This window comes from Acidovorax sp. M2(2025) (assembly GCF_049330835.1).
Taxonomy (GTDB): Bacteria; Pseudomonadota; Gammaproteobacteria; order Burkholderiales; family Burkholderiaceae_C; genus Acidovorax.
On the sequence record NZ_CP186262.1, the window covers coordinates 483,174 to 505,257 of the forward strand.

The 22,084-nt window shown below is 68.2% G+C and carries 20 protein-coding genes; 7 read left to right on the forward strand and 13 right to left on the reverse strand.

Going from position 1 to position 22,084, the window contains the following annotated elements; translation table 11 throughout:
• Positions 1 to 31: 31 nt before the first annotated feature.
• Complete coding sequence (locus ACOYR3_RS02175) at positions 32 to 883, forward strand: M48 family metallopeptidase (protein ID WP_422844885.1); 852 nt, start codon at positions 32 to 34, stop codon at positions 881 to 883.
• A 15-nt stretch (positions 884 to 898) separates the two neighbouring features.
• Here ACOYR3_RS02175 and ACOYR3_RS02180 read toward each other — a convergent pair whose 3' ends face one another.
• The 5 genes from ACOYR3_RS02180 to ACOYR3_RS02200 form a co-directional block, all read right to left on the reverse strand.
• Entirely contained in the window at positions 899 to 1,984 is a 1,086-nt protein-coding gene (locus tag ACOYR3_RS02180) for a GGDEF domain-containing protein (RefSeq protein WP_422844886.1), read from the reverse strand.
• 152 nt (positions 1,985 to 2,136) lie between these two features.
• The gene (locus tag ACOYR3_RS02185; RefSeq protein WP_422844887.1) at positions 2,137 to 3,699 is read right to left on the reverse strand and encodes an SLC13 family permease; all 1,563 of its coding nucleotides are present in this window, start codon (positions 3,697 to 3,699) and stop codon (positions 2,137 to 2,139) included.
• Positions 3,700 to 3,948: 249 nt separating this feature from the next.
• Positions 3,949 to 4,587 carry an MBL fold metallo-hydrolase gene (locus ACOYR3_RS02190; protein WP_422844888.1) on the reverse strand — a complete coding sequence of 213 codons (639 nt, stop codon included), beginning with the start codon at positions 4,585 to 4,587 and terminating at the stop codon, positions 3,949 to 3,951.
• Positions 4,588 to 4,669: 82 nt separating this feature from the next.
• Complete coding sequence (locus ACOYR3_RS02195) at positions 4,670 to 6,583, reverse strand: GspE/PulE family protein (RefSeq protein WP_422844889.1); 1,914 nt, start codon at positions 6,581 to 6,583, stop codon at positions 4,670 to 4,672.
• Positions 6,584 to 6,602: 19 nt separating this feature from the next.
• Positions 6,603 to 7,406, reverse strand: a complete 804-nt coding sequence (locus tag ACOYR3_RS02200) for an exodeoxyribonuclease III (protein ID WP_422844890.1) — start codon at positions 7,404 to 7,406, stop codon at positions 6,603 to 6,605.
• A gap of 12 nt (positions 7,407 to 7,418) precedes the next feature.
• Here ACOYR3_RS02200 and pyrE point away from each other — a divergent pair, with 12 nt between their 5' ends.
• Positions 7,419 to 8,117: an orotate phosphoribosyltransferase gene (pyrE, locus tag ACOYR3_RS02205; protein ID WP_422844891.1), complete on the forward strand. Its 699-nt coding sequence runs from the start codon at positions 7,419 to 7,421 to the stop codon at positions 8,115 to 8,117.
• A gap of 5 nt (positions 8,118 to 8,122) precedes the next feature.
• Positions 8,123 to 8,836, forward strand: a complete 714-nt coding sequence (locus tag ACOYR3_RS02210) for a DUF4124 domain-containing protein (protein ID WP_422844892.1) — start codon at positions 8,123 to 8,125, stop codon at positions 8,834 to 8,836.
• 141 nt (positions 8,837 to 8,977) lie between these two features.
• On the opposite strand, the gene gatB is transcribed toward ACOYR3_RS02210, so the two are convergent.
• From gatB to gatC, 3 genes are all read right to left on the reverse strand, one after another.
• Complete coding sequence (gene gatB, locus ACOYR3_RS02215) at positions 8,978 to 10,429, reverse strand: Asp-tRNA(Asn)/Glu-tRNA(Gln) amidotransferase subunit GatB (RefSeq protein WP_422844893.1); 1,452 nt, start codon at positions 10,427 to 10,429, stop codon at positions 8,978 to 8,980.
• 109 nt (positions 10,430 to 10,538) lie between these two features.
• On the reverse strand, positions 10,539 to 12,026 hold the full coding sequence (gene gatA, locus ACOYR3_RS02220) for an Asp-tRNA(Asn)/Glu-tRNA(Gln) amidotransferase subunit GatA (RefSeq protein WP_422844894.1): 1,488 nt from the start codon (positions 12,024 to 12,026) through the stop codon (positions 10,539 to 10,541).
• Positions 12,027 to 12,047: 21 nt separating this feature from the next.
• Positions 12,048 to 12,347, reverse strand: coding sequence for an Asp-tRNA(Asn)/Glu-tRNA(Gln) amidotransferase subunit GatC (gatC, locus tag ACOYR3_RS02225; protein ID WP_422844895.1), 300 nt, complete (start codon positions 12,345 to 12,347; stop codon positions 12,048 to 12,050).
• 204 nt (positions 12,348 to 12,551) lie between these two features.
• Between gatC and ACOYR3_RS02230 the strand changes: the two genes are divergently transcribed.
• From ACOYR3_RS02230 to mrdA, 4 genes are all read left to right on the forward strand, one after another.
• Positions 12,552 to 13,595, forward strand: a complete 1,044-nt coding sequence (locus ACOYR3_RS02230) for a rod shape-determining protein (RefSeq protein ID WP_422844896.1) — start codon at positions 12,552 to 12,554, stop codon at positions 13,593 to 13,595.
• Between the two features lie 174 nt (positions 13,596 to 13,769).
• Positions 13,770 to 14,693, forward strand: coding sequence for a rod shape-determining protein MreC (mreC, locus tag ACOYR3_RS02235; protein ID WP_422844897.1), 924 nt, complete (start codon positions 13,770 to 13,772; stop codon positions 14,691 to 14,693).
• Between the two features lie 67 nt (positions 14,694 to 14,760).
• Positions 14,761 to 15,279, forward strand: a complete 519-nt coding sequence (gene mreD / locus ACOYR3_RS02240; RefSeq protein WP_291487531.1) for a rod shape-determining protein MreD — start codon at positions 14,761 to 14,763, stop codon at positions 15,277 to 15,279.
• A 52-nt stretch (positions 15,280 to 15,331) separates the two neighbouring features.
• Positions 15,332 to 17,272 (forward strand): penicillin-binding protein 2, encoded by a 1,941-nt coding sequence (mrdA, locus tag ACOYR3_RS02245; RefSeq protein ID WP_422844898.1) that lies wholly within the window; start codon positions 15,332 to 15,334, stop codon positions 17,270 to 17,272.
• 217 nt (positions 17,273 to 17,489) lie between these two features.
• Here mrdA and ACOYR3_RS02250 read toward each other — a convergent pair whose 3' ends face one another.
• The 5 genes from ACOYR3_RS02250 to ACOYR3_RS02270 all read right to left on the reverse strand — a co-directional run bounded on the left by ACOYR3_RS02250 (position 17,490) and on the right by ACOYR3_RS02270 (position 21,913).
• Positions 17,490 to 18,380, reverse strand: a complete 891-nt coding sequence (locus ACOYR3_RS02250; RefSeq protein WP_422844899.1) for a DMT family transporter — start codon at positions 18,378 to 18,380, stop codon at positions 17,490 to 17,492.
• Positions 18,381 to 18,475: 95 nt separating this feature from the next.
• Positions 18,476 to 19,228, reverse strand: coding sequence for an amino acid ABC transporter ATP-binding protein (locus ACOYR3_RS02255; RefSeq protein WP_422844900.1), 753 nt, complete (start codon positions 19,226 to 19,228; stop codon positions 18,476 to 18,478).
• Positions 19,225 to 20,007 carry an amino acid ABC transporter permease gene (locus tag ACOYR3_RS02260; RefSeq protein ID WP_422844901.1) on the reverse strand — a complete coding sequence of 261 codons (783 nt, stop codon included), beginning with the start codon at positions 20,005 to 20,007 and terminating at the stop codon, positions 19,225 to 19,227. The genes ACOYR3_RS02255 and ACOYR3_RS02260 overlap by 4 nt, the downstream gene beginning before the upstream one ends.
• Positions 20,008 to 20,142: 135 nt before the next feature.
• Positions 20,143 to 20,907, reverse strand: coding sequence for an ABC transporter substrate-binding protein (locus ACOYR3_RS02265; protein ID WP_422844902.1), 765 nt, complete (start codon positions 20,905 to 20,907; stop codon positions 20,143 to 20,145).
• A 247-nt stretch (positions 20,908 to 21,154) separates the two neighbouring features.
• Complete coding sequence (locus ACOYR3_RS02270; RefSeq protein WP_422844903.1) at positions 21,155 to 21,913, reverse strand: sulfite exporter TauE/SafE family protein; 759 nt, start codon at positions 21,911 to 21,913, stop codon at positions 21,155 to 21,157.
• Positions 21,914 to 22,084 lie beyond the last annotated feature (171 nt).

The following is a 22,084-nucleotide window of genomic DNA, read 5'->3' on the forward strand; positions in this document are numbered from 1 at the left end:
TATTATTCCCTCTGGTGATTGGTCGTCCCGTATGTGCTTTCTGTGCCCCACGCCCCCCGTGGCTCCCTCGTCGCCCTGGTCCGCGCGCCGGGCGTTTCTGCTGGCGGCCGGCGCCACCGCGGCGGCGCCCGTGCTGGCGCAGGTGGAGGTCGGGTCGTCGTCCAGCCTGCGCAAGCTGGTGCCGGCCGAAACGCTGGAGAGTTCCGCCGCGCAGCAGTACCGCCAGATGCTGGAGCAGGCCCGCGCCAAGCGCGCGCTGGCGCCCGAGGGGCACCCGCAGCTGCAGCGGCTGCACGCCATCGCCAAGCGCCTGATCCCGTTCGCCGCCGCGTGGAACGACCGCGCCCGGCAGTGGCGCTGGGAGGTCAACCTGATCGGCAGCACGCAGATCAACGCGTTCTGCATGCCGGGCGGCAAGATCGCGTTCTACACCGGCATCCTCGACCAGCTCAAGCTCACCGACGACGAGACCGCGATGGTCATGGGCCACGAGATGGCCCACGCCCTGCGCGAGCACGCCCGCGAGCGCATCGCCAAGACCCAGGGCACCAACCTGGCCCTGCGCCTGGGCTCGCAGCTGCTGGGGCTGGGCGACCTGGGCCAGGCCGCCGCCAGCCTGGGCGGGCAGCTGCTCACGCTGCAGTTCAGCCGCTCGGACGAGAGCGAGGCCGACCTGGTGGGCCTGGAGCTGGCCGCCCGCGCGGGCTACCAGCCCCAAGCCGCCGTGAGCCTGTGGCAGAAGATGGGCAACGCCAGCGGCAGCAAGCAGGGCGGGCTGGCCTTTCTGTCCACCCACCCCTCGGGGCCCGCGCGCATCAAGGAGCTGGAGATGAACGTGCCCAAGGTGCAGGGGCTGTACGAGGCCGCGCGCAAGCCGGGCTGAAGCGGCGGGGCGGCGTCAGCCCACGCTCACGCAGTTGCGCCCGGCGCGCTTGCTGGCATACAGCGCCCGGTCGGCCCGGGCCGTGGCCGCCTTCAGGTCCTGCGCATCGCGCACGGGCGTCACGCCAAACGACAGCGTCACGCGCAGGGCGGGCGGCTCCCGTCCGCTGCCCTCCAGCGGCACGCTGCTGTCCTGCACCGCCCGGCGCACGCGCTCGGCCACCTGCTGCGCGGTGTCGGCATCCGTCTGGGGCAGCAGGGCCAGAAACTCCTCGCCGCCCCAGCGCGCGAGCAGGTCCCCTTCGCGCAGGTGGGCGCCCAGGGTGCGCGCCACGGCCTGCAGCACCTTGTCGCCCACCGCGTGGCCGTGCGTGTCGTTCACCTGCTTGAAGTGGTCCACATCGCACAGCCACAGGGCGGCCGGCGCGCCCAGCTCTGCGCAGCGGGCCAGGGCGGCGCTGGCCTGTTCCTGGAAGTGGCTGCGGTTGTACAGGCCCGTGAGCCCGTCCAGCGTCGCCAGCTTCAGCAGCCGCCGCTCCGCAATCAGGATGGTGCGTCGGTAGAACGCCGCCAGCGCCGCGGAGAGGGCAAAGGCGATGCAGATGTGGATCCAGTTGACCAGCTGCATGCCGCGGCCGGGCAGCGGGTCCAGCGGCCCGGTGGAGTCGCACAGCAGCCGCAGGCCGATGTAGTAGGCCAGCAGCGCCAGCACGATGGGGGCGGCATACCGCCCGGCATTGGCAATCACGATGGCCGGGATGAACAGCAGCAGGTAGTAGTGAAAGCCGCTGTCCCAGCCGATGAGCAGCGATCCCAGGGCCGAGTGGCCGATGACCTCCGTCCAGATCAGCACCAGCGCCAGGGCGTTGCGCCGCCGCTGGATCAGCGCATACGCCCCCAGATACAGCGCGATGCTGGCCAGGTTCACCAGCGCCAGCGGCCACGAGCCCAGCCACAGAAACAGGGCGATGTACCCCAGGTCAATGCAGGCCGCTGTCAGCGCCACCCGCTGCACCATCGCCCAGTACGCCTTGCCCGCCAGGCTGGAGCCGCGCTGGGGCGGGGGCGGAGGCGACGGCAGCACGGACGGCGGGTAGGACATGGTGCAGGCCCCGTTCCTGCGGAGCGCGGTCCGCAGGAACGGGGTGACAGGGAGTGGCTACAAAGTGATACATCGTAACCAGTCTGGCCCGCCCGCGGGGACCGGACCCGCCCGGGGTAACCCGCCCCGCGCCCTGCCCCGGCGCGCCCGGGCTACAGCACGCCCATCAGGGGCCACAGCGTGGCCGACAGCAGCAGGATGAGGCCCAGCCCCGCCAGGGTGAGGAGCAGCCCCACCTTGGCGAACTGGCTGGTGCCAAAGGCCCCGGTGCCGTAGCACAGCATGTTCTGCGGCGCATTGGTGGGCAGGATGAAGCCGAACGAGACGACGAAGCTCTGGACCATGACGATGCCGAAAGCCGTCTCCTTGGACACGGGCAGCGACTGCGCAAACGCGATGAAGATGGGAATGAGCGTGCTGGCCAGCCCCGTGGCCGAGGCAAAGCCCAGGTGCAGCACGATGCTGAAGAGCGACAGCGCCCCGATCACCGCCACCACCGGCAGGGCCGACAGGCCCATCTGCCCCAGCGTCTGCTGCGCCAGCCAGGCCGCGGCGCCGGTCTTGGACAGCAGGGTGCCCAGCGAGATGGACGCGGCGAACAGCACCACGGTGCCCCAGGGCACGAGCTTCTCGGCCTGCGACCAGTGCATGACGCCGATCTTGGGCATGAGCAGCAGGGCAATGCCCAGCTGCGTGGTGGTGGTGGTGTCCAGCGGGTGCAGCAGGCCTTCGGTGGACCACATCACCAGCAGCAGCAGGGCCACGGCGATCAGGCGCTTCTCGGGGGCGGTGACGGGGCCCAGGGCCTGCAGCTGTTCGCGCAGCTTTTCCGTGGCGTTCTCGCTGGACTCCACCGACGGCTTCAGGATCCACAGCGACACGAAGAACAGCACCACGCTCATGCCCAGGGTAAAGGGCAGAGCCGTCAGGAACCACTGGCTCCAGGTCACGGTGTGGCCGAACGTGGCCTGCATGAAGTTCAGGCTGATCAGGTTCTGCGCCGCACCGGTCTTGATGGCCATGTTGAAGATGGAACAGGCCTGCGCGGTGACGATCATCAGCGCCGCGCCCAGGCTGCTGCCCACCGGCAGGCCCAGGGCGGCCGTGATGCCCACCATGATCGGGATCACCGCGCCCACGCGGGCCGTGGCCGAGGGAATGAACAGCGCCAGCACGAAGCCCACCAGCATCGCGCCCACCGTGAGCCGCGCGGGCGAGATGCCCACCCGGCTCATCACGAGCAGGGCCACGCGCCTGTCCAGCCCGGTGTGCTTGAGCGCCACGGCCAGGAACAGCGCGGCCGCCACCAGCAGCACGGCGGTGGACGAAAAGCCGCCCAGCATGGTGGTCAGCGCGTCGGCCGATCCCATGGGCTTGGCGCCCGGCGTGAGCGGCTTGCCCGTGAGCCCGAGCACCGCCATGCCGATCAGCAGCACCGCGCTGTTGGCCGGCGACACGCACTCGCTGATCCACAGCGTGATGACCAGCGCCAGCAGCGCCAGGGCCACCTGCCCCGCGGGTGTGAGGCCGGCCGGCGTGGGCAGCAGCAACACCAGGCCGTACAGCGCCACTGCCAGCAGCAGGAGCGCGAACTTGCGGTTGGAGCTGGGCTCGGGTTGCGAGGTGATCTGCGGCCCTGGGGGGACCCCCGGCGCCGGTGGGGGAGCAAGCGTGGAATTACGGCCGGATGGCAGCGGTGCGTGAACGGATGGCATGGGCAAGCCCTCTCTTTCTTGTCGTTGGTCGCGGCGGGCGGCATCGCCGACGGGGCGCCGCCCTGTGTGCCAGCATGCGCCCGCTGCGCGGCGGCGCATTGATGCGAATCAAGATTTGCCCGTAGGCCGGATTTGCAGGAAAAAAGCGGCCTGGGCGCTTTGCGGGTAAGCGCAAGCAGCTATTTTTTTGATAGCTTTGCGCCGCAGCCCGGCGCCCAGGCGCGGCCCCGCTGGCGGCGGGGCGGGGGCTCAGGAGTTGCCCACGTAGGGGTTGGTCCGGCGCTCGCGCCCGAAGGTGCTTTCCGGCCCGTGGCCGGGAATGAACACCGTCTGGTCGCCCATGGGCCACAGCCGCTGCGTGATGCTGTCGATGAGCTGCTGGTGGTTGCCCTGCGGGAAGTCCGTGCGGCCAATGCTGCCGGCAAACAGCACGTCGCCCACAAAGGCCCGGTCGATCTGCGGGGCGTGGAACACCACATGGCCTGGGGTGTGGCCGGGGCAGTGCCGCACGTTCAGGGTTTCGTGGCCGATCTGCACCGTGTCGCCATCGTGCAGCCAGCGCGTGGGCGTGAAATGCTGTGCGGGCGGAAAGCCGAACATGGCGCTTTGCTGCGGCAGCCCGTCGATCCAGAACTGGTCGCCCGGGTGCGGCCCCACGATGGGCAGGGACAGGCGCGCGGCCAGCTCGCCCGTGCCGCCCGCATGGTCGATGTGGGCGTGCGTGAGCCAGATCTGCGAGAGCGTCAGGTCCAGCCGCCGCACCTCGGCCAGCAGCACGTCCAGGTCGCCGCCGGGATCGATCACGGCCGCTTGCCGGGTGGCGTCACACCACACGAGGGAGCAGTTCTGCTGGAAGGGCGTGACGGGGATGGTGAGGTAGTGGAGCATGGGATGGGTCGCGAGGGTCTGTGGGCGCGGCACAAAGGGCTCAGCATAGTGCCAACACCGGGCGCCGAGGACCGGGCGCTGCCTACAGGTTCGTGGCGGCCACCACTTCCGTCATGTCGGTCAGCCCCTGCAGCATCTTTTCGATGCCGTCCTGGCGCAGGGTGAGCATGCCGGCGGCCAGCGCCGAGTGGCGGATGTCCGAGGCGGGGGCGCGGTGGCGGATGTGCTGGCGGATGGTGTCGTCGCTCATCATCAGCTCGTGGATGCCCAGGCGCCCGTGGTAGCCGTGGCCGTCGCACTGGCTGCAGCCCACGGCGCGCCACAGGCGCAACTCGCCCTCGGGCGTGCCGTACTGCTGGCGCCAGCGTGCTACCTGGGCCTGGCGGGCCTCGGGGTGGTTGCCGGTGCCGCTTTCCAGGTACTGCGATGCCAGGGCCGTGAGCGCGTCGGGGCTGGCCACCTGGGCCTGGCGGCACGCGGGGCACAGGCGGCGTACGAGCCGCTGCGCCAGGATGGCCAGCAGGGAGTCGGAGAAGTTGAACGGGTCCAGCCCGATTTCGAGCAGCCGCGCGATGCTCTCGGGCGCTGAGTTGGTGTGCAGCGTGGACAGCACCAGGTGCCCTGTGAGCGAGGCTTCAATGGCGATGCGCGCGGTTTCCTCGTCGCGCATCTCGCCGATCATGATCACGTCCGGATCGGCGCGCAGAAAGGTGCGCATGGCGGCGGCAAAGGTCCAGCCGATGCGCGGGTTCACCTGCACCTGGCGCAGGCCCTCCTGGGTGATCTCGATGGGGTCCTCGGCCGTCCAGATCTTGCGGCCGGCGGTGTTGATGTCGCGCACCACCGAGTGCAGCGTGGTCGTCTTGCCGCAGCCCGTGGGGCCGCACACCAGCACCAGGCCGTAGCTCTTGCGCACCACGGCCCGCAGCGCCTGCAGGTTGGGGGGGCTCAGGCCGATCTTCTCCAGGGGCAGCGGCTTGGCGCCTGCCAGCAGGCGCAGCACCACGTCCTCCAGGCCGCGCGAGGTGGGCACGGTGACCACGCGCAGTTCCACGGGCGGGCCGCCGAAGCGGGCGAAGTCGATCTTGCCGTCCTGGGGCTTGCGGTGCTCCGAGATGTCCATGCCCGCCATGATCTTGATGCGCGCCACCATGGCGAAGCGGTAGCGGGCCGGCAGCTCCAGGTAGGGCGTGAGGTCGCCGTCGATGCGCAGGCGCACGCGCACGTTGTGGGGCGCGGGTTCGGTCTCGATGTGGATGTCGGAGGCGCGGTGGTGGATGGCCTCGTCGATTACCGAGTTGATGAGCCGCACCAGGGTGTTGTCCGACTCGCTGATCACGTCGGCCTGTTCGGCGTCGCCTTCCGCCGCGGTGGCGCTGCCCAGGTTGGCGGCCAGCTCGCGGGCCGTGGCGCGGGCGGCGGCCGGGGCCTCGCTGCGGCCGCCGGACTGGGGCCGGTAGGCGCGGTGGATGGCGGGCATCAGCGTGCCGGGCGCGGCCTGCAGCGGGATCACCCGGCGCTGGGTCAGGAAGCGCAGCTCGTCCAGCAGCACGCGGTCCGAAGGGTCGGCCATCAGCACCACCAGCGCGTCTTCGCGCGCCATCAGCGGCAGCACGGACTCCCGCTCGGCCACCGCCAGGGGCACCAGGGCCAGGGCTGTGGGCTCGGGGGCAATGTCGCCGGGGTGCACGGTGTATTCCCCCAGCCAGGTGGCGATCACCTGGCGCAGCTGCTCCTGGGTCAGCATGCCGCTGTCCACCAGGATCTGGCCGATCTGCCGGTGCAGGCCGTGGTTGCGCTCCTGCTGCTGCGCGGTCAGGCCCTGCTCCAGGGCCGACGCCGACAGCAGGCCCGCCTGGACCAGCGCCTCGCCCAGGTGGCGCGCCTTCCCGACGGTGGGATGGGGGGTGGAGAGCTGCTGCCACAACGACTCCGCGTTGGGGGGGCGAAAGCTGTGGGTGGGCGGGGGAGAGGAAAAGGCGGCAGCGTCGGACATGGAAGGCGGCGGGGCGGCGTTACAAGTTCAGGTCGTACTCCACGGTGATGGGTGCGTGGTCGGAAAACTTCTCGCCCTTGTAAATGGATTCGGTGCGTGCCAGCGCCGCGAGCGCAGGGGTGGCCAGGTGGTAGTCCAGCCGCCATCCCACGTTGTTGGCGTAGGCCTGCCCGCGGTTGCTCCACCAGGTGTAGGCGGTGTCGGTGGCGGCAGGTTGTAACTGACGGTAAACGTCTATGATGCCGCCTCCTTCATCAGTTGTGTGCAACAACTTTGTCATCCAGGCCCGTTCTTCGGGTAAAAAACCACTGTTTTTCTGGTTGCTGCGCCAGTTCTTGAGGTCGATGTTCTGGTGCGCGATGTTGATGTCGCCGCACAGGATGAACTCCCGCTCGCGCTTGGTCTTCATCAGGTGGGGGTGGAATTCGGCCAGAAAGCGGAACTTGGCCTGCTGGCGCTCTTCGCCGGAGGAGCCGCTGGGGAAGTACGCGCTGATGATCGACAGCTTGCGGGCGGGCGTGTCAAAGCGCAGCTCCACGTAGCGGCCTTCCAGGTCGAACTCGGGCGAGCCATAGCCCACGAGGACGTCCGAAGGCTCGTGGCGGGTGTAGATGCCCACGCCCGAGTAGCCCTTCTTCTGGGCAAAGTGGAAGTGCCCCTGCAGGCCGGCCATGCGCTCGAACCGGTTGGCCATGTCCGGTGCCTGGGCCTTGATCTCCTGCACGCAAATACAATCCGGCCGCGTGGCTGCCATCCAGCTTTCCACGCCTTTGCTGGTAGCCGAGCGGATGCCGTTGAGATTGAGGCTGGTTAACTTGAACACAAAGGATTTCCCATGGTGGATGTTGGCGCGCAACCCTCGGAGCAGGGCCGGCTGGCGCAGGATTTCGTAAGGTTTGCCGTCGAGGTCGGCGTGCTGCGGTTCGGTGAATTCAAGACCAAGGCGGGGCGCCTGAGCCCGTACTTCTTCAATGCAGGGCTGTTCGATGACGGCCGCAAGATGGGGCGGCTCGCGGAATTCTATGCAAAAGCCATCCTCGCCAGCGGCATCGAATTCGACATGGTGTTCGGCCCCGCCTACAAGGGCATTCCGCTGGCCGCCACGGTGGCCGTGGAGCTGGCGCGCCAGGGCCGCAACGTGCCGTTTGCCTACAACCGCAAGGAGGCCAAGGCCCACGGCGAAGGCGGCACCCTGGTGGGCGCGCCGCTCCAGGGCCGCGTGCTGATCGTGGACGACGTGATGTCGGCGGGCACCGCCGCGCGCGAGTCCATCGCCCTCATCAAGGCCGCGGGCGCCACGCCGCAGGCGGTGGCCATTGCGCTGGACCGCCAGGAAAAAGCCACCGAGAATGGCCACGACGTGGAGTACAGCGCAGTGCAGTATGTGCGCCAGCAGCTGGGCATGCAGGTGTGCACCATCGCCCGGCTGGCAGACTTATTGCTGTATCTCTCCCAAAACGGGGAAGAGGGGATGCGCTCCCACCATGAGAAAGTGCTGGCCTACCGCCAGCGGTATGGCGTCAACGAAGGGTAGATGCTTTGAGCAAGTCGGCGTGGATCTTGGGTGGCGTACTGCTGGTCTGTCTCAGCGCTGAGACGGCCTGGGCGCAATCCCAGGCCCCGTCGACGGGCGGCATCTACACCTGCGTGGACCGCAACGGACGCCGGCTGACGGCGGACCGCCCGATTCCGGAGTGCCTGGACCGCGAGCAGCGTGAGCTCAGCCCGTCGGGCACCACGCGCCGCCAGATCGGGCCTTCGCTGACGGAGCTGGAGCGCGCCGCGCTGGAAGCGCAGCAGCGCAAGGAAGCGGAGGAGCGCGCCCGCGTGGTGGAGGAACGCCGCCGCGAGCGCGCGCTGGTGGCCCGCTACCCGGACAAGGCCGCCCACGACGTGGAGCGCGCCGCGGCCATCCAGCTGGTCGATGACGTGACCGCCATCGCGGAAAAGCGCATCGTCGAGCTCAAGCAGCAACGCAAGACCTTCGACAGCGAGATGGAGTTCTACAAGAAGGACCCCAACAAGGCGCCCATGGCCTTGCGCCGCAAGATTGGCGAGAACGAAGAAAGCATTGCGGAGCAGCAGCGCTTCATCGCCGGGCAGGAGCAGGAAAAGCGCCGGGTGCACCAGCGCTTTGACGCCGAACTGGCCCAGCTGCGCAAGCTGTGGGACGCGCAGCGCGTGCCCCCGGTGCCCGCACCTGCGTCCGCGGGGGCGGCTGCAGCCTCGGCGGGCGGCCCGGCGGCGCGGTAGGCGGCTCCCGGCGGCGCAAGTTCCGCAAGCGGCGCTGCAACAGCCCGCACACACCTGCCCATCCGCTCAACAAGAAACCCAGGGGCCTTGCGGCACCTGGGTTTCTTGTTTTGGGCCCGGAGGGCCGGGGGAGCCGCCGGGTCAGCCGCCGGAGAGCTTGGCCCGCAGCAGATCATTGACCTGCTGGGGGTTGGCCTTGCCCTTGCTGGCCTTCATGGCCTGGCCCACCAGGGCGTTGAACGCCTTGTCCTTGCCGGCCTTGAACTGGGCCACGTTGTCGGGGTTGGCGGCAATCACTTCGTCAAGGATCTTCTCCAGCGCGCCGGAGTCGTTCATCTGCTTGAGGCCCTTGGCTTCGATGACCGCGTCCACCTCGGCGGACTCGCCCGTCCACAGCGCGTCGAACACCTGCTTGGCCGCGTTGTTGGAGATGGTGCCGTCGGCAATGCGCGCAATCAGGGCGGCCAGCTGGGCCGAGGAGACCGGTGCTTGCTCGATGCCGATCTCGGCCATGTTCAGGCGGCGCGAGACCTCGCCCATGATCCAGTTGCTGGCCAGCTTGGCCTGGCCGCAGGCCTTGGCGGCCGCTTCAAAGTAGGCGGCCATGGCCTTGCTCTGCGTGAGCGTGGTCGCGTCGTACTCGGGCAGCCCGTAGTCCGCCACAAAGCGTGCCGCCATGGTGCGGGGCAGCTCGGCCATCTGCGCGCGCTCGCGCTCGATCCAGTCGGCCGCCACCACCAGCGGCGGCAGGTCCGGGTCGGGGAAATAGCGGTAGTCGGCCGCGTCCTCCTTGGTGCGCATGGCGCGGGTTTCGCCCGTGTCGGGATCGAACAGCACGGTGGCCTGCTGGATGGCGTGGCCGTCCTCGATCTGCTCGATCTGCCAGCGGATCTCGTAGTCGATGGCCTGCTGCATGAACTTGAACGAGTTCAGGTTCTTGATCTCGCGGCGGATGCCCAGCGGCGCCCCGGGCTTGCGCACGGACACGTTGGCGTCGCAGCGGAAGCTGCCTTCCTGCATGTTGCCGTCGCAGATGCCGATCCAGGTCACGATCTTGTGCAGTTCCTTGGCGTAGGCCACGGCCTCTTCGCTGGAGCGGATGTCGGGCTCGGTCACGATCTCCAGCAGCGGCGTGCCGGCGCGGTTCAGGTCGATGCCCGACTGGCCGATGAAGTCCTCGTGCAGCGACTTGCCCGCGTCTTCTTCCAGGTGGGCGCGCACCAGGCGCACGGTCTTCTTCTCGTCGCCCAGGTAGAACGACACCTCGCCGCCTTGCACCACCGGGATCTCGAACTGGCTGATCTGGTAGCCCTTGGGCAGGTCGGGGTAGAAGTAGTTCTTGCGCGCAAAAACGCTCACGGGCGCGATGTGCGAGCCCAGGGCCAGCCCCAGCCGGATGGCGCAGGCGACGGCCTCGCGGTTCATCACGGGCAGGGTGCCCGGCAGGGCCAGGTCCACGGCGCAGGCCTGGGTGTTGGGCTCGGCGCCGAACGCGGTGCTGGCGCGGCTGAAGATCTTGCTTTGCGTGGCGAGCTGGGTGTGGGTCTCGAAGCCGATGACGACTTCGTAACCATGGATCAGTTTGGCAGACATGGATCTGTCCTTGCTATCAATAAATGAGCTGCTTGCGCTTTTTTCATGGCCGATTCAAGTGCATATGCCGCCAAGAATGGTGCGGAACAAGCGCAAGCCGCTATGGATTTCAGAGCGGGCTGCGCAGGTGGAAGTCGGTGGCCTGTTGCAGGCGGTGCGCGGCGTTGAGCAGCCGGCTTTCCTGGAAATAGTTGCCGATCAGCTGCAGGCCCACGGGCAGGCCGCCTTCGCCGAACCCGGCGGGCACGCTCATGCCCGGCAGGCCGGCCAGCGAGGCGGGCAGGGTGAAGATGTCGGCCAGGTAGTCGGCCAGCGGGTCGTTGCCGTGGTCGCCCAGCTTCCAGGCCACGGTGGGCGCCACCGGGCCGGCGATCAGGTCGCAGCTCTTGAACGCGTTCTGGAAGTCGTCCGCGATCATGCGGCGGATCTTCTGGGCCTGCAGGTAGTAGGCGTCGTAGTAGCCGTGGGACAGCACGTAGGTGCCGATCATGATGCGGCGCTTGACCTCGTCGCCAAAGCCTTCGGCGCGGGTCTTCTTGTACATGTCCACCAGGTCCGTGTAGTCCTTGGCGCGGTGGCCGAACTTCACGCCGTCGAAGCGGCTGAGGTTGGACGAGGCCTCGGCGGGCGCGATGATGTAGTACACGGGGATCGAGAGCTCGGTGCGCGGCAGGCTGATGGGCACGAGCTTGGCGCCCAGCTTCTCGTATTCCTTGAGCGCGCCGTCCACGGCCGCGCGCACGTCGGGCGCCAGGCCTTCGCCGAAGAACTCGGCGGGGATGCCGATGCGCAGGCCCTCGATGCTGTCATTCAGCCGGGCGCTGAAGTTCTCGGCCGGCATGTCCAGGCTGGTGGAGTCGCGGTCCAGGTCGGGGCCGCACATGGCCGACAGCAGCAGCGCGCAGTCCTCGGCGCTGCGGGCCATGGGGCCGGCCTGGTCGAGGCTGGAGGCAAACGCGATCATGCCGTAGCGGCTGGCGCGGCCATAGGTGGGCTTGATGCCGGTGATGCCGCAGAACGACGCGGGCTGGCGGATGGAGCCGCCCGTGTCGGTGCCGGTGACGGCCGGGGCCAGGCGCGCGGCCACGGCCACGGCGCTGCCGCCGGACGAGCCGCCGGGGACGCGGCCCTGGTCCCAGGGGTTGCGCACCGGGGCAGGGGCCTCGAAGCCCACGGGGGCGACGGCCGAGTTCTCGTTGGCCGAGCCCATGGCGAACTCGTCGCAGTTGAGCTTGCCCAGGGTCACCGCGCCGGCCCCGGCCAGCTTGGTGACCACGGTGGCGTCAAAGGGCGACCGGTAGCCGGCCAGCATCTTGGAGCCGGCGGTGCTGGGGAAGCCCTGGGTGACAAAGATGTCCTTGTGGGCAATCGGCACGCCCGCCAGCGGGCCTGCGGTGCCGGCCGCGATCGCGGCATCCTGGGCCTGGGCCTGGGCCAGGGTGATGTCGGGGTTCAGGGCCACGTAGGCGCCCAGGTTCTGGTGCGCCTGCGCGCGATCCAGGAAATGCTGGGCGGCTTCGACGGCCGAGACGCGGCGCTCGCGCAGTTCGGCGGCCAGCTGGGCCACGCCCAGGTCATGCAATGCGGTGGAAGTCATGCGGCGAAAGTCAGTTCTTGCTTACTCGATCACTTTGGGCACGAGGAACAGGCCTCGCTCGACAGCGGGAGCGCTCTGCTGGTTGGCTTCGCGCTGGTTGGGCTCGCTGGCGACATCGTCGCGCAGGCGCAGGGCCACGTCCTGGATGGCGGCCACCGGGTGCGCCAGGGGCGTGAGGCCCGAGGTATCCACAGCCCGCATCTTTTCGACGATGTCGAAGAAACCGTTGAGCTGCGTGAGCATGCGCTCACTTTCTGATGGAGTCAGCTCAAGCCGTGCCAAGTTGGCGATGCGGCCGATGTCCTGGGGGGTCAGTGCCATAGGGAGGAAAATCTAGAGAAACCAGAAGTAAAGCTGTGTTCCAGGCCGCGCCGGGCCGAGTTATTCACAGGGGATGCGGTATTATCCCGGCTTTGCCGCAATAGCCTCCCAACTGCCGGTCGTTGTGCGAAAAAATCCAATAAACACCCCCTAAACTTGGCGACGGCAGGCCGACGCGCATGCCGTGCCCGAGAGGATTTTTGAATGTTCGGAGCCTTCCGTCGGTACTTCTCCACCGACCTTGCCATTGACCTTGGCACAGCCAACACCCTCATCTTCGCCCGCGACAAGGGCATCGTCCTCGACGAGCCTTCCGTCGTCGCCATCCGCCACGAAGGCGGTCCCCACGGCAAGAAAGTGATCCAGGCCGTCGGCCACGAAGCCAAGGCCATGCTGGGCAAGGTGCCCGGCAACATCGAAGCCATCCGCCCGATGAAGGACGGCGTGATCGCCGACTTCGTGATCACCGAGCAGATGATCAAGCAGTTCATCAAGATGGTGCACCCGCGCACGCTGTTCACGCCCAGCCCGCGCATCATCATCTGCGTGCCCTGCGGCTCCACCCAGGTGGAGCGCCGCGCCATCAAGGACGCGGCCGAGGCAGCCGGTGCCACGGCGGTCTACCTGATCGAGGAACCCATGGCCGCCGGCATCGGCGCGGGCCTGCCGGTTTCGGAAGCGTCGGGCTCCATGGTCGTGGACATCGGCGGCGGCACCACCGAAGTGGGCGTGATCTCGCTGGGCGGCATGGTTTACAAGGGCAGCGTGCGCGTGGGTGGCGACAAGTTCGACGAAGCCATCATCAACTACATCCGCCGCAACTACGGCATGCTGATCGGCGAGCCCACGGCCGAGGCCATCAAGAAGAACATCGGCTCGGCGTTCCCCGGCTCCGAAGTGCGCGAGATGGAAGTCAAGGGCCGCAACCTCAGCGAAGGCGTGCCCCGCAGCTTCACCATTTCCAGCAACGAAGTGCTGGAAGCGCTGACCGACCCGCTCAACCAGATCGTCTCCGCCGTCAAGAACGCGCTGGAACAGACCCCGCCCGAGCTGGGCGCCGACATTGCCGAGCGCGGCATGATGCTCACGGGCGGCGGCGCGCTGCTGCGCGACCTGGACCGCCTGCTGGCCGAGGAAACCGGCCTGCCGGTGCTGGTGGCCGAAGACCCGCTGACCTGCGTGGTGCGCGGCTGTGGCATTGCGCTGGAACGCATGGACCGCATGGGCAGCATCTTCACGAGCGAGTGATGCGCCGCCCCCCTGAGCCGCTGCGCGGCTTCTCCCCGCTCTCGCAGCGCCCTGCGCTGCGGGCAGGGGGACGCACCCGGTGGCCTGGCAAAGCCAGTTCCAGGGGTGCACCGGCTTTGACCGCGCCAGGTTTCTAGGCCAGGGGGCTAGCGCACCGCGCTATGAATCACTGAAATGCCGCTGGGTACGCTAGAGCGCAGCGCTCCTCCTTTCTTCAAACAGGGCCCTTCGGCCCTGTCGCGTTTGGCCGTCTACAGCGCTCTGGCGCTGTTTCTCATGGTGGCGGATGCGCGGTTCCACATCACCGGCCCCTTGCGCCAGGCCGTGGCTGCCGTGCTGTACCCGGTGCAGTGGCTCATGCTGCAGCCCGTGGAGATGGCGCGCCATGGCTCGGGCTATTTCCAGTCGCTGCAGGCGGCGCAGCAGGAGCTGGACACGGCGCGCAAGAGCATGGTCGTGATGGGGCAGCGCGCGCACCAGGCCGAGCAGCTGGCCCTGGAGAACAGCCGCCTGCGCCAGCTGCTGGCGCTGCGCGACCGCCTGGAGACCCCGGCGCAGGCCTCGGAAGTGATCTACGACACGGCCGACCCCTACACGCGGCGCGTGGTGATCGACCGCGGCCAGATGGCCGGCGTGGAGCCGGGCTCGCCCGTCATGGATGAGGCGGGCGTGCTGGGCCAGGTCACGCGGGTGTTTCCGCTGGTGAGCGAGGTGACGTTGCTGGTCGACCGCGACCAGGCCATCCCGGTGCTGAACATCCGCACCGGCGTGCGCGGCGTGGCCTATGGCGACCCGGTGGCGGGCCATGGCGGCGGGATGGAGCTGCGCTTCATGCCCGCCAACGCCGACGTGCGCGAGGACGACCTGCTGACCACCAGCGGCGTCGACGGGCTGTACCCGTCCGGCCTGCCGGTGGCGCGGGTGGTGCGCGTGGAGCGCCGCGCCGATTCGGCCTTTGCGCGTATCTACTGCGCGCCGCTGGCGCAGGTGCAGGGCGCGCGCCACGTGGTGGTGCTGCAGCCCCTGGCCGAGAACGCGCTGCCCCGGCCCGAGCCCGTGCACCCGCCGGCCGCCAAGCGGGGAGGGCGCAAGGGATGATGATGGCTGCTGCACAACCCCATCGCCGCGCGCTGCGGCGCGAACACGCACGCCAGGGGGGCCGGCGATGATCATGCCGCGCGGCGAGCCCCTGCTGCTCCCGGCCAATCCGGTCTTCATCGTGGCCAGCCTCGTGGCGGGGCTGGCGCTCAACATGCTCCCGCTGGGCCGCATCGTCTGGACGCCCGACATCCTGATGGTGCTGCTGGTGTTCTGGAGCGTGCACCAGCCGCTGCGCGTTGGCATGGGCGTGGCGTTCATGCTGGGCCTGTGCATGGACGTGAGCGATTCCGCGTTGCTCGGCCAGCACGCGCTGGCCTACACGGTGGTGTCGTTTGGCGCCATTGCCATCCACCGCCGGCTGCTGTGGTTCAGCGGCCCGGCGCAGGCGCTGCAGGTGCTGCCGCTGTTCGCGCTGGCCCATGCCATCGAGCTGCTGCTGCGCATGGCGTTCGGCGGCATCTTCCCGGGGCTGTGGAGCTTTCTGGCGCCGGTGCTGGAAGCGCTGATGTGGCCGCTGGCCAGCTGGGTGCTGCTGGCGCCGCAGCGCCGTCCGCCGGACGCCGACCAGAACCGCCCCCTGTAGGTCCGGCCATGAAACGCGTGTTCGAGCGGATTTGCCGCCAGGGAGCGGGCGCATGACGGAGCTGCGCAGCAGCGAGGCGGACGCGTCGCGCTTTCGCACCCGGGCGCTGGTGGTCGGCGCCCTGGTGTTCCTGGCGTTCTGCCTGCTGGCCTCGCGGCTGGTCTACCTGCAGGTGGTGCGCCACGAAGACCTGGCTGCGCAGGCCGAAAGCAACCGCACGGCGGTGGTTCCCATCGTGCCCAACCGGGGGCTCATCCTGGACCGCAACGGGGTGGTGCTGGCCACCAACTACTCGGCCTACACGCTGGAGATCACGCCGTCGCGGGCCGGCACGCTGGACGAGACGATCGACGAGCTGTCCAAGGTGGTCGAGATCCAGGCCCGCGACCGCCGCCGCTTCAAGCGGCTCATGGAGGAATCGCGCAACTTCGAGTCGCTGCCCATCCGCACGCGCCTGACCGACCAGGAGGTGGCGCGCTTTACGGCCCAGCGCTACCGCTTCCCGGGCGTGGACATCAAGGCCCGGCTCTTTCGCAACTATCCGCTAGGCGAGGTGGCCAGCCATGCCATCGGCTACATCGGCCGCATCAACCAGGCCGAGAAGGCCCGCATCCAGGACTCGGAGGACGAGGCCAACTACCGGGGCACGGAGTACATCGGCAAGCTGGGCGTCGAGCAGAGCTTCGAGGGCGCCCTGCACGGCACCACCGGCGTGGAGCAGATGGAGACCTCGGCGGGCGGGCGCGCGGTGCGCAAGCTCTCCAGCCACGCGGCCACGCCGGGCGACAGCGTGATGCTGTCCATCGACATCAAGCTGCAAAAGCTCATCGAGGACATGTACGGCAACCGCCGCGGCGCGCTGGTGGCCATCGACCCGCGCAACGGCGAAATCCTGGCCCTGGTGAGCAAGCCCACCTTCGACCCCAACCTGTTCGTGGAAGGCATCGACGTGGAGAACTGGACGGCGCTCAACGAGTCCATCGACAAGCCGCTGCTCAACCGCGCGCTGCGCGGCACCTACCCGCCGGGCTCCACCTACAAGCCGTTCATGGCGCTGGCGGCGCTGCAGCTGGGCAAGCGCTCCCCCAGCCTGGTGGTGAACGACCCCGGCTTCTACACGTTCGGCGGGCACACCTTCCGCAGCCACGAAGGGGGCCTGGGGGCGGTGGACATGCACCGCGCCATCCAGTTTTCGAGCAACACGTATTTCTATTCGCTGGCGGTGGACATGGGCGTGGACGCCATCCACGACTTCATGAAGCCGCTGGGCTTCGGGCAGTCCACCGGCATCGATCTCAACGGCGAGGTGCGCGGCGTGCTGCCCAGCACGGAATGGAAGCGCAACACCTACAAGCGCGCCGACATGAAGCGGTGGTTTCCGGGCGAAACCGTGTCGCTGGGCATTGGCCAGGGCTACAACAACTTCACCATGCTGCAGCTCGCGCTGGCCGAAGCCACTCTGGCCAACGGCGGCACCCGCTACCGCCCGCACCTGGCCAAGGCCGTGCGAAATGCCGTGACCGGGGCGGTGACCGAAATCCAGCAGCCCCCGGGCGAGAACCTGGGCTACCTGGCGCGCAACGTCGAGATCGTGCGCAACGCGCTCGTGGCGGTGAACAAGGGCGGAACGGGCACGCGCGTGTTTGCCGGCGCGCCCTACACCTCGGCGGGCAAGACCGGCACCGCCCAGGCGGTGAGCCTGGGGCAGAACGTCAAGTACAACGCCAAGCTGCTGGAGGAGCACCAGCGCGACCACTCGCTGTTCGCGGCGTTCGCCCCGGCCGAGAACCCCACCATCGCCCTGGCCGCCATTGTCGAGAACGCCGGCTTTGGCGCCGCCCACGCCGCGCCCATCGCCCGCCGGGTGTTCGACTACTGGCTGCTGGGCGAGTACCCCAGCGAGGAAGACCTGGCGGCCGTGCAGAAAGGCCAGGCCTCAGCCCCCATCGGCAAGCCCCGCAAGGTCAGCGAGGTGCCGCTGGCGGTGCCCTGAGATTGCTATAAAAATAATAGCTGTTTGCGCTTGCTGTATAAGCGCTGGTGCCGTATTTTGCCTGATTAGTTGCTGGTCTCAGATACCACTCCATCCGTTCGGGCTGAGCCCGTCGAAGCCAGGGCTTGCAGCGCGCGTGCAAGGCTTCGACAGGCTCAGCCCGAACGGATGGGGAAGAGAAAGCGTCTCAGGTAGGTAGCTAATCAGGATATTTTGTTTAAATATTTCTGCCGGCGCGCGGTGCCGGCTGGAGCTGGCTGAACACCAGGGCCGCGACGATCAACGACGCGCCACCGACCCCGGCCCAGCCCAGCTGTTCGCCCAGCAGCACCCAGGCCGTGAGCGCGGCGAACACCGGCTCCAGGCCGAACACGATGGCGCTGCGCAGCGCGTCCACCCGCTGCTGGCCCCAGGCCTGCAGCGTCACCACCACCACGCTGGCCAGCAGGCCCAGGTAGAGCAGCGCCAGCAGCGCGTCCGTGGGCAGATCGCCTGCCGTGCGCAGCCAGTCCATGCCGCCGTCGCGCGCCACCAGCAGGGCGGTGGACGCCAGCGCCATCACCGTGGCCTGCGCGGCGGCCATGCGCGTGGCCCGCAGCGGCTGCGCCACCGTGCGGCGCGCGCATTCTTCCAGCGCCAGGATGTACAGCGCGTAAAACACCGTGCTGGCCAGCGTCAGCGTATCGCCCAGGTTCCAGGGCTCGTTCTCGTGGAACATCAGCGCCATGCCGGCGCAGGCCATGGCGCAGGCCGCCCACAGGCGCCATCCGTAGCGCCGGCCCAGCGCGGCCATGGCGATCAGCGGCACCACCAGCACGTTCAGCCCGGTGACGAACGCATTGCGGTTGCTGCTGGTGCGCGCCAGCCCCTCGATCTGCAGCCAGAACGCCAGGAACAGCAGCAGGCCGAGCGCGCAGCCCCAGCGGCGCTCGTGCGGCAGCATGCCGCGCCACAGCGGCGCCAGCACCGCCAGCGCGATCACGAAGCGCAGCCAGATGATCTGCAGCGCATCGAGGTGGGCCGACAGCAGTTTCATGGCCGGGAAGGTGGTGCCCCACACCACGGTCACGGCCAGCAGGGCTGCCAGGCCCCAGCGTTCAGTACGCATCGGAAAAATTCCCCCAAACCAATAAGAACCTGTTCAAAGAAAAAGGGCCGCCGGTTGCCCGGCGGCCTCTGCGGTGCAGTGCCCTGCGCGCCGCTTCAGTGGCTGACCTGGCCCAGGAACGCCCGGATGCGGTCGCTGGCCGGGTTGCCGAAGAACTCCTGCGGCGGTGCATCGTGCGCGATGCGGCCCTGGTCGAAGAACATCACCCGGTCGGCCACCTCGCGCGCAAAGCCCATTTCGTGGGTGACCACGATCATGGTCATGCCGCCGCGCGCCAGGCTGCGCATCACGTCCAGCACCTCCTTGACCATCTCCGGGTCCAGCGCCGAGGTGGGCTCGTCAAACAGCATCACCTTGGGCTGCATGGCCAGTGCCCGCGCAATGGCCACGCGCTGCTGCTGCCCGCCCGACAGCTGCCACGGGTACTTGTGCGCGTGGTCCTGCATGCCCACGCGGCGCAGCAGCTGCATGGCTTCTTCGTTGGCCTGCGGGCGCGGCGTGTGGCGGATGCGGCGCGGCGCCAGGGTCACGTTGTCCAGCACGCTCATGTGGCCGAACAGGTTGAACTGCTGGAACACCATGCCCACCTCGCAGCGCTGGCGCTGCAGCGTGGCGTGGTCGTCGCTCACTTCCACGCCGTCGATGGTGATGCGCCCGCTGTCGTGGGGCTCCAGGCGGTTGATGGCGCGCAGCAGCGTGCTCTTGCCCGAGCCGGACGCGCCGATGATCACCGTGACCTCGCCCGTGTGGAACACGGTGGAGACATCCTTGAGCACCTGGTGCGTGCCGAACGACTTGCACACATGCTCGGCCACGATGTAGGGCTTGGGGGGAACGTGGGGGTTCATCGGTTGCGGCCCTCCACGTCGAAGCGGTACTCGACCGCGTTGGAGATCTGGGTCACCAAGGTCGTCAGCAGCAGGTAGGTGATGGCCACCGTCGTCAGCGTGGCAATGGGCTGGAAGGTGGCCGACTGGATGCGGTTGCCCACATTGGTCAGCTCCACCACGCCGATGGCGTAGGCCAGCGAGGAGTCCTTGAGCAGCGCCACGAAGTTGCTCACCAGCGGCGGCAGCGAGATCTTGAACGCCTGTGGAAACACCACGTCCAGGAACACATGCATGCGGCCCAGGCCCAGCGCCTTGGCGGCCTCGGTCTGCCCGCGGGGCACGGCCAGCAGGCCGGCGCGCAGCGCCTCGGCGTTGTAGGCGCCCACATTCAGACCCAGCGCCACCACGGCGGCGGCGAAGTCGGGCAGGTTCAGCCCCGGCACCAGCACGGGCAGGGCAAAGTACACAAACAGGATCTGCACCAAAAGCGGCGTGCCGCGGATGGCCCAGATGTACACGCCGGCCACCCAGCGCAGGGGCACCCAGCGGGCCGTGCGCGCGAGGGCAGCGGCGGTGCCCAGCACCAGCCCCACGGCGCCGCTGACCAGCGTGAGCCACAGCGTGGTGCGCGCCCCTTCCGAGAACGCCTGGGCGTTGGGGCCGATGGGGTCGGGGAAGTACGACAGCAGGTGGCCCAGCAGCGCCAGGGCCAGCACCATCAGCACCAGGGCCGCCACCAGCGTGGCATTGCTGCGCTGCTGCCGGGACCAGCTTTGTGGCCAAAGAGCGAGAAGCATGGATCAGACGACCAAAGAGGTCTTGTTGAAAAATCGGCTCGGCGGCAGGACCAGCATCCGCCACCACCATAAACAGCAAAGGGTGCGCATTCAGCCTTCGCCTGTGCGCACCCCGTGGAACCGTTTTATATCAGGTCAGTTGCAACGCACGTCTTCGTTGAAGTACTTCTTGGAAACAGCGGTGTAGCTGCCATCGGCCAGCACTTCGGCAAAGGCCTTGTTCCAGGCGTCGGCCAGGCCGGTGTTGCCCTTGGCCATGGCGGGCGCGATACGCTCGATGAACAGCATGTCGCCCAGCTTGAAGCCCGCCTTCGCGTTCTTGGCAGCGGCCTCCTTGGCCACGAACTTGTCGCTCACCCAGGCGTCCACGCGCTTGGAGATCAGGGCGCGCTGGGCGTCGGTGTCCTGCGGGAAGTTCTTCACTTCCTTCACGCCGCTGACCTTTTTCACCTGCTCCAGGTAGCTGGTGCCGGTCTGCACGGCCACGACCTTGCCGGTCAGGTCCTTGGCGTTGCGGATCTTGTCGTCCATGGCCACGATGATGCCGCCCGAGCAGTAGTGGGGGTTGGCAAACGTCACCGCCTTGGAGCGCTCTTCCGTCACGCCGTGCGAGGCGATCACGGCATCCCAGCGGTTCTGGCCCAGGCCGGTGAGCAGCGCGTCGAAGCCCAGGGTCTTCCACTCCAGCTTCAGGCCCATCTTCTTGACCACCAGCTCGGCCACTTCCACCTCGAAGCCGGTCAGCTTGGTGCCTTCGAAGAAGTTGAACGGGGCAAACTGGCCTTCGGTGGCCACGATGATCTTGCCGTCCTTCTTGATCTCATCCAGCGTACGGGCCTGGACGGCGAGGGCGGCGCACAGCGCCACGGCGGTAACAACGGCGGACTTGAAAAGCTTCATGGCAGGTTCCTGCGGGGGTGGTTCAGGTACAAAAAAACCGGCATGCGGGGTAGGCAAGCCGGAGCGGTGAGTCAGACATCGCCATCAGCGATGGGTCGCGTCATCAAACGGAAATGCGCAGAAATTATAGGACGCACGTTCGACCGGGAGCCATGCAGGGCAACCCCGATGACCTTGCACCGCCAGCGGTGGTAGGCCATGGCCCCTGGCCAGCTTGCAAGGACAGTGCCACCGCGTGCGGCCCCGGTCAGCGCAGGAACGCGTCATAGCCGGTCTTGAGGATCAGCGTGCCCACCACCCCGATGAAGATGGCGCGCACGAAGCCCGTGCCGTGCTTGAGCGCCAGGTGGGTGCCCAGCAGGCTGCCCACCACGTTCGCCACCGCCAGCGTCACCGCGAAATGCCACCACACATGGCCCTTGGCCGCAAACAGCACGATGGCCGCCACGTTGGTGGCGCAGTTCAGCAGCTTTGCGGAGGCCGAGGCATTGAGAAAGTCGTACCCCAGCAGCCGCACGAACAGGAAGACGAAGAAGCTGCCCGTGCCGGGCCCGAAAAAGCCGTCGTAGAAGCCGATCAGCACGCCGATGAGGCTGGCCGCCAGCACCTCGGCCCGGCCCGCGAAGCGCGGGGTGTGGTGGCGCCCCAGGTCCTTCTTGGCCAGGGTGTAGAGCAGCACGGCCAGCAGCACCAGCGGCAGCAGCTTGCGCAGGAACTCCCCCGACAGCACCGTGACCGCCCAGGCCCCGGCAAATGCGCCCGCAAACCCCGCCAGCGCGGCCGGCAGCAGGGCCGGCCAGCGGATCTGCACCCTGCGGCTGTACTGCCAGGTGGCCATGGCCGTGCCCCACACCGACGCCGCCTTGTTCGTGCCGAGCAGGGTGGCCGGCGGGGCACTGGGAAACGCCGCGAACAGGGCCGGCACCATCACCAGCCCGCCGCCGCCGACGATGGCGTCCACGAAGCCCGCCAGCAGCGACGCAAGGGTCATCAAAATCCATTCCATCGCAGCATTCTCGCACCCCGGTTGCTATCGATTCAGGACCGGGCGGGTGGGCAGGCCGCTGGCGCGGCCCCAAAAGAAAAAAGGCGCTGGGATCGCCAGCGCCTGAAAGGTGTGCATCTCGTTGGATGCTTGGAATATTGGGTTTATTGGTAGAAAGGTTGTCTCCTCGGC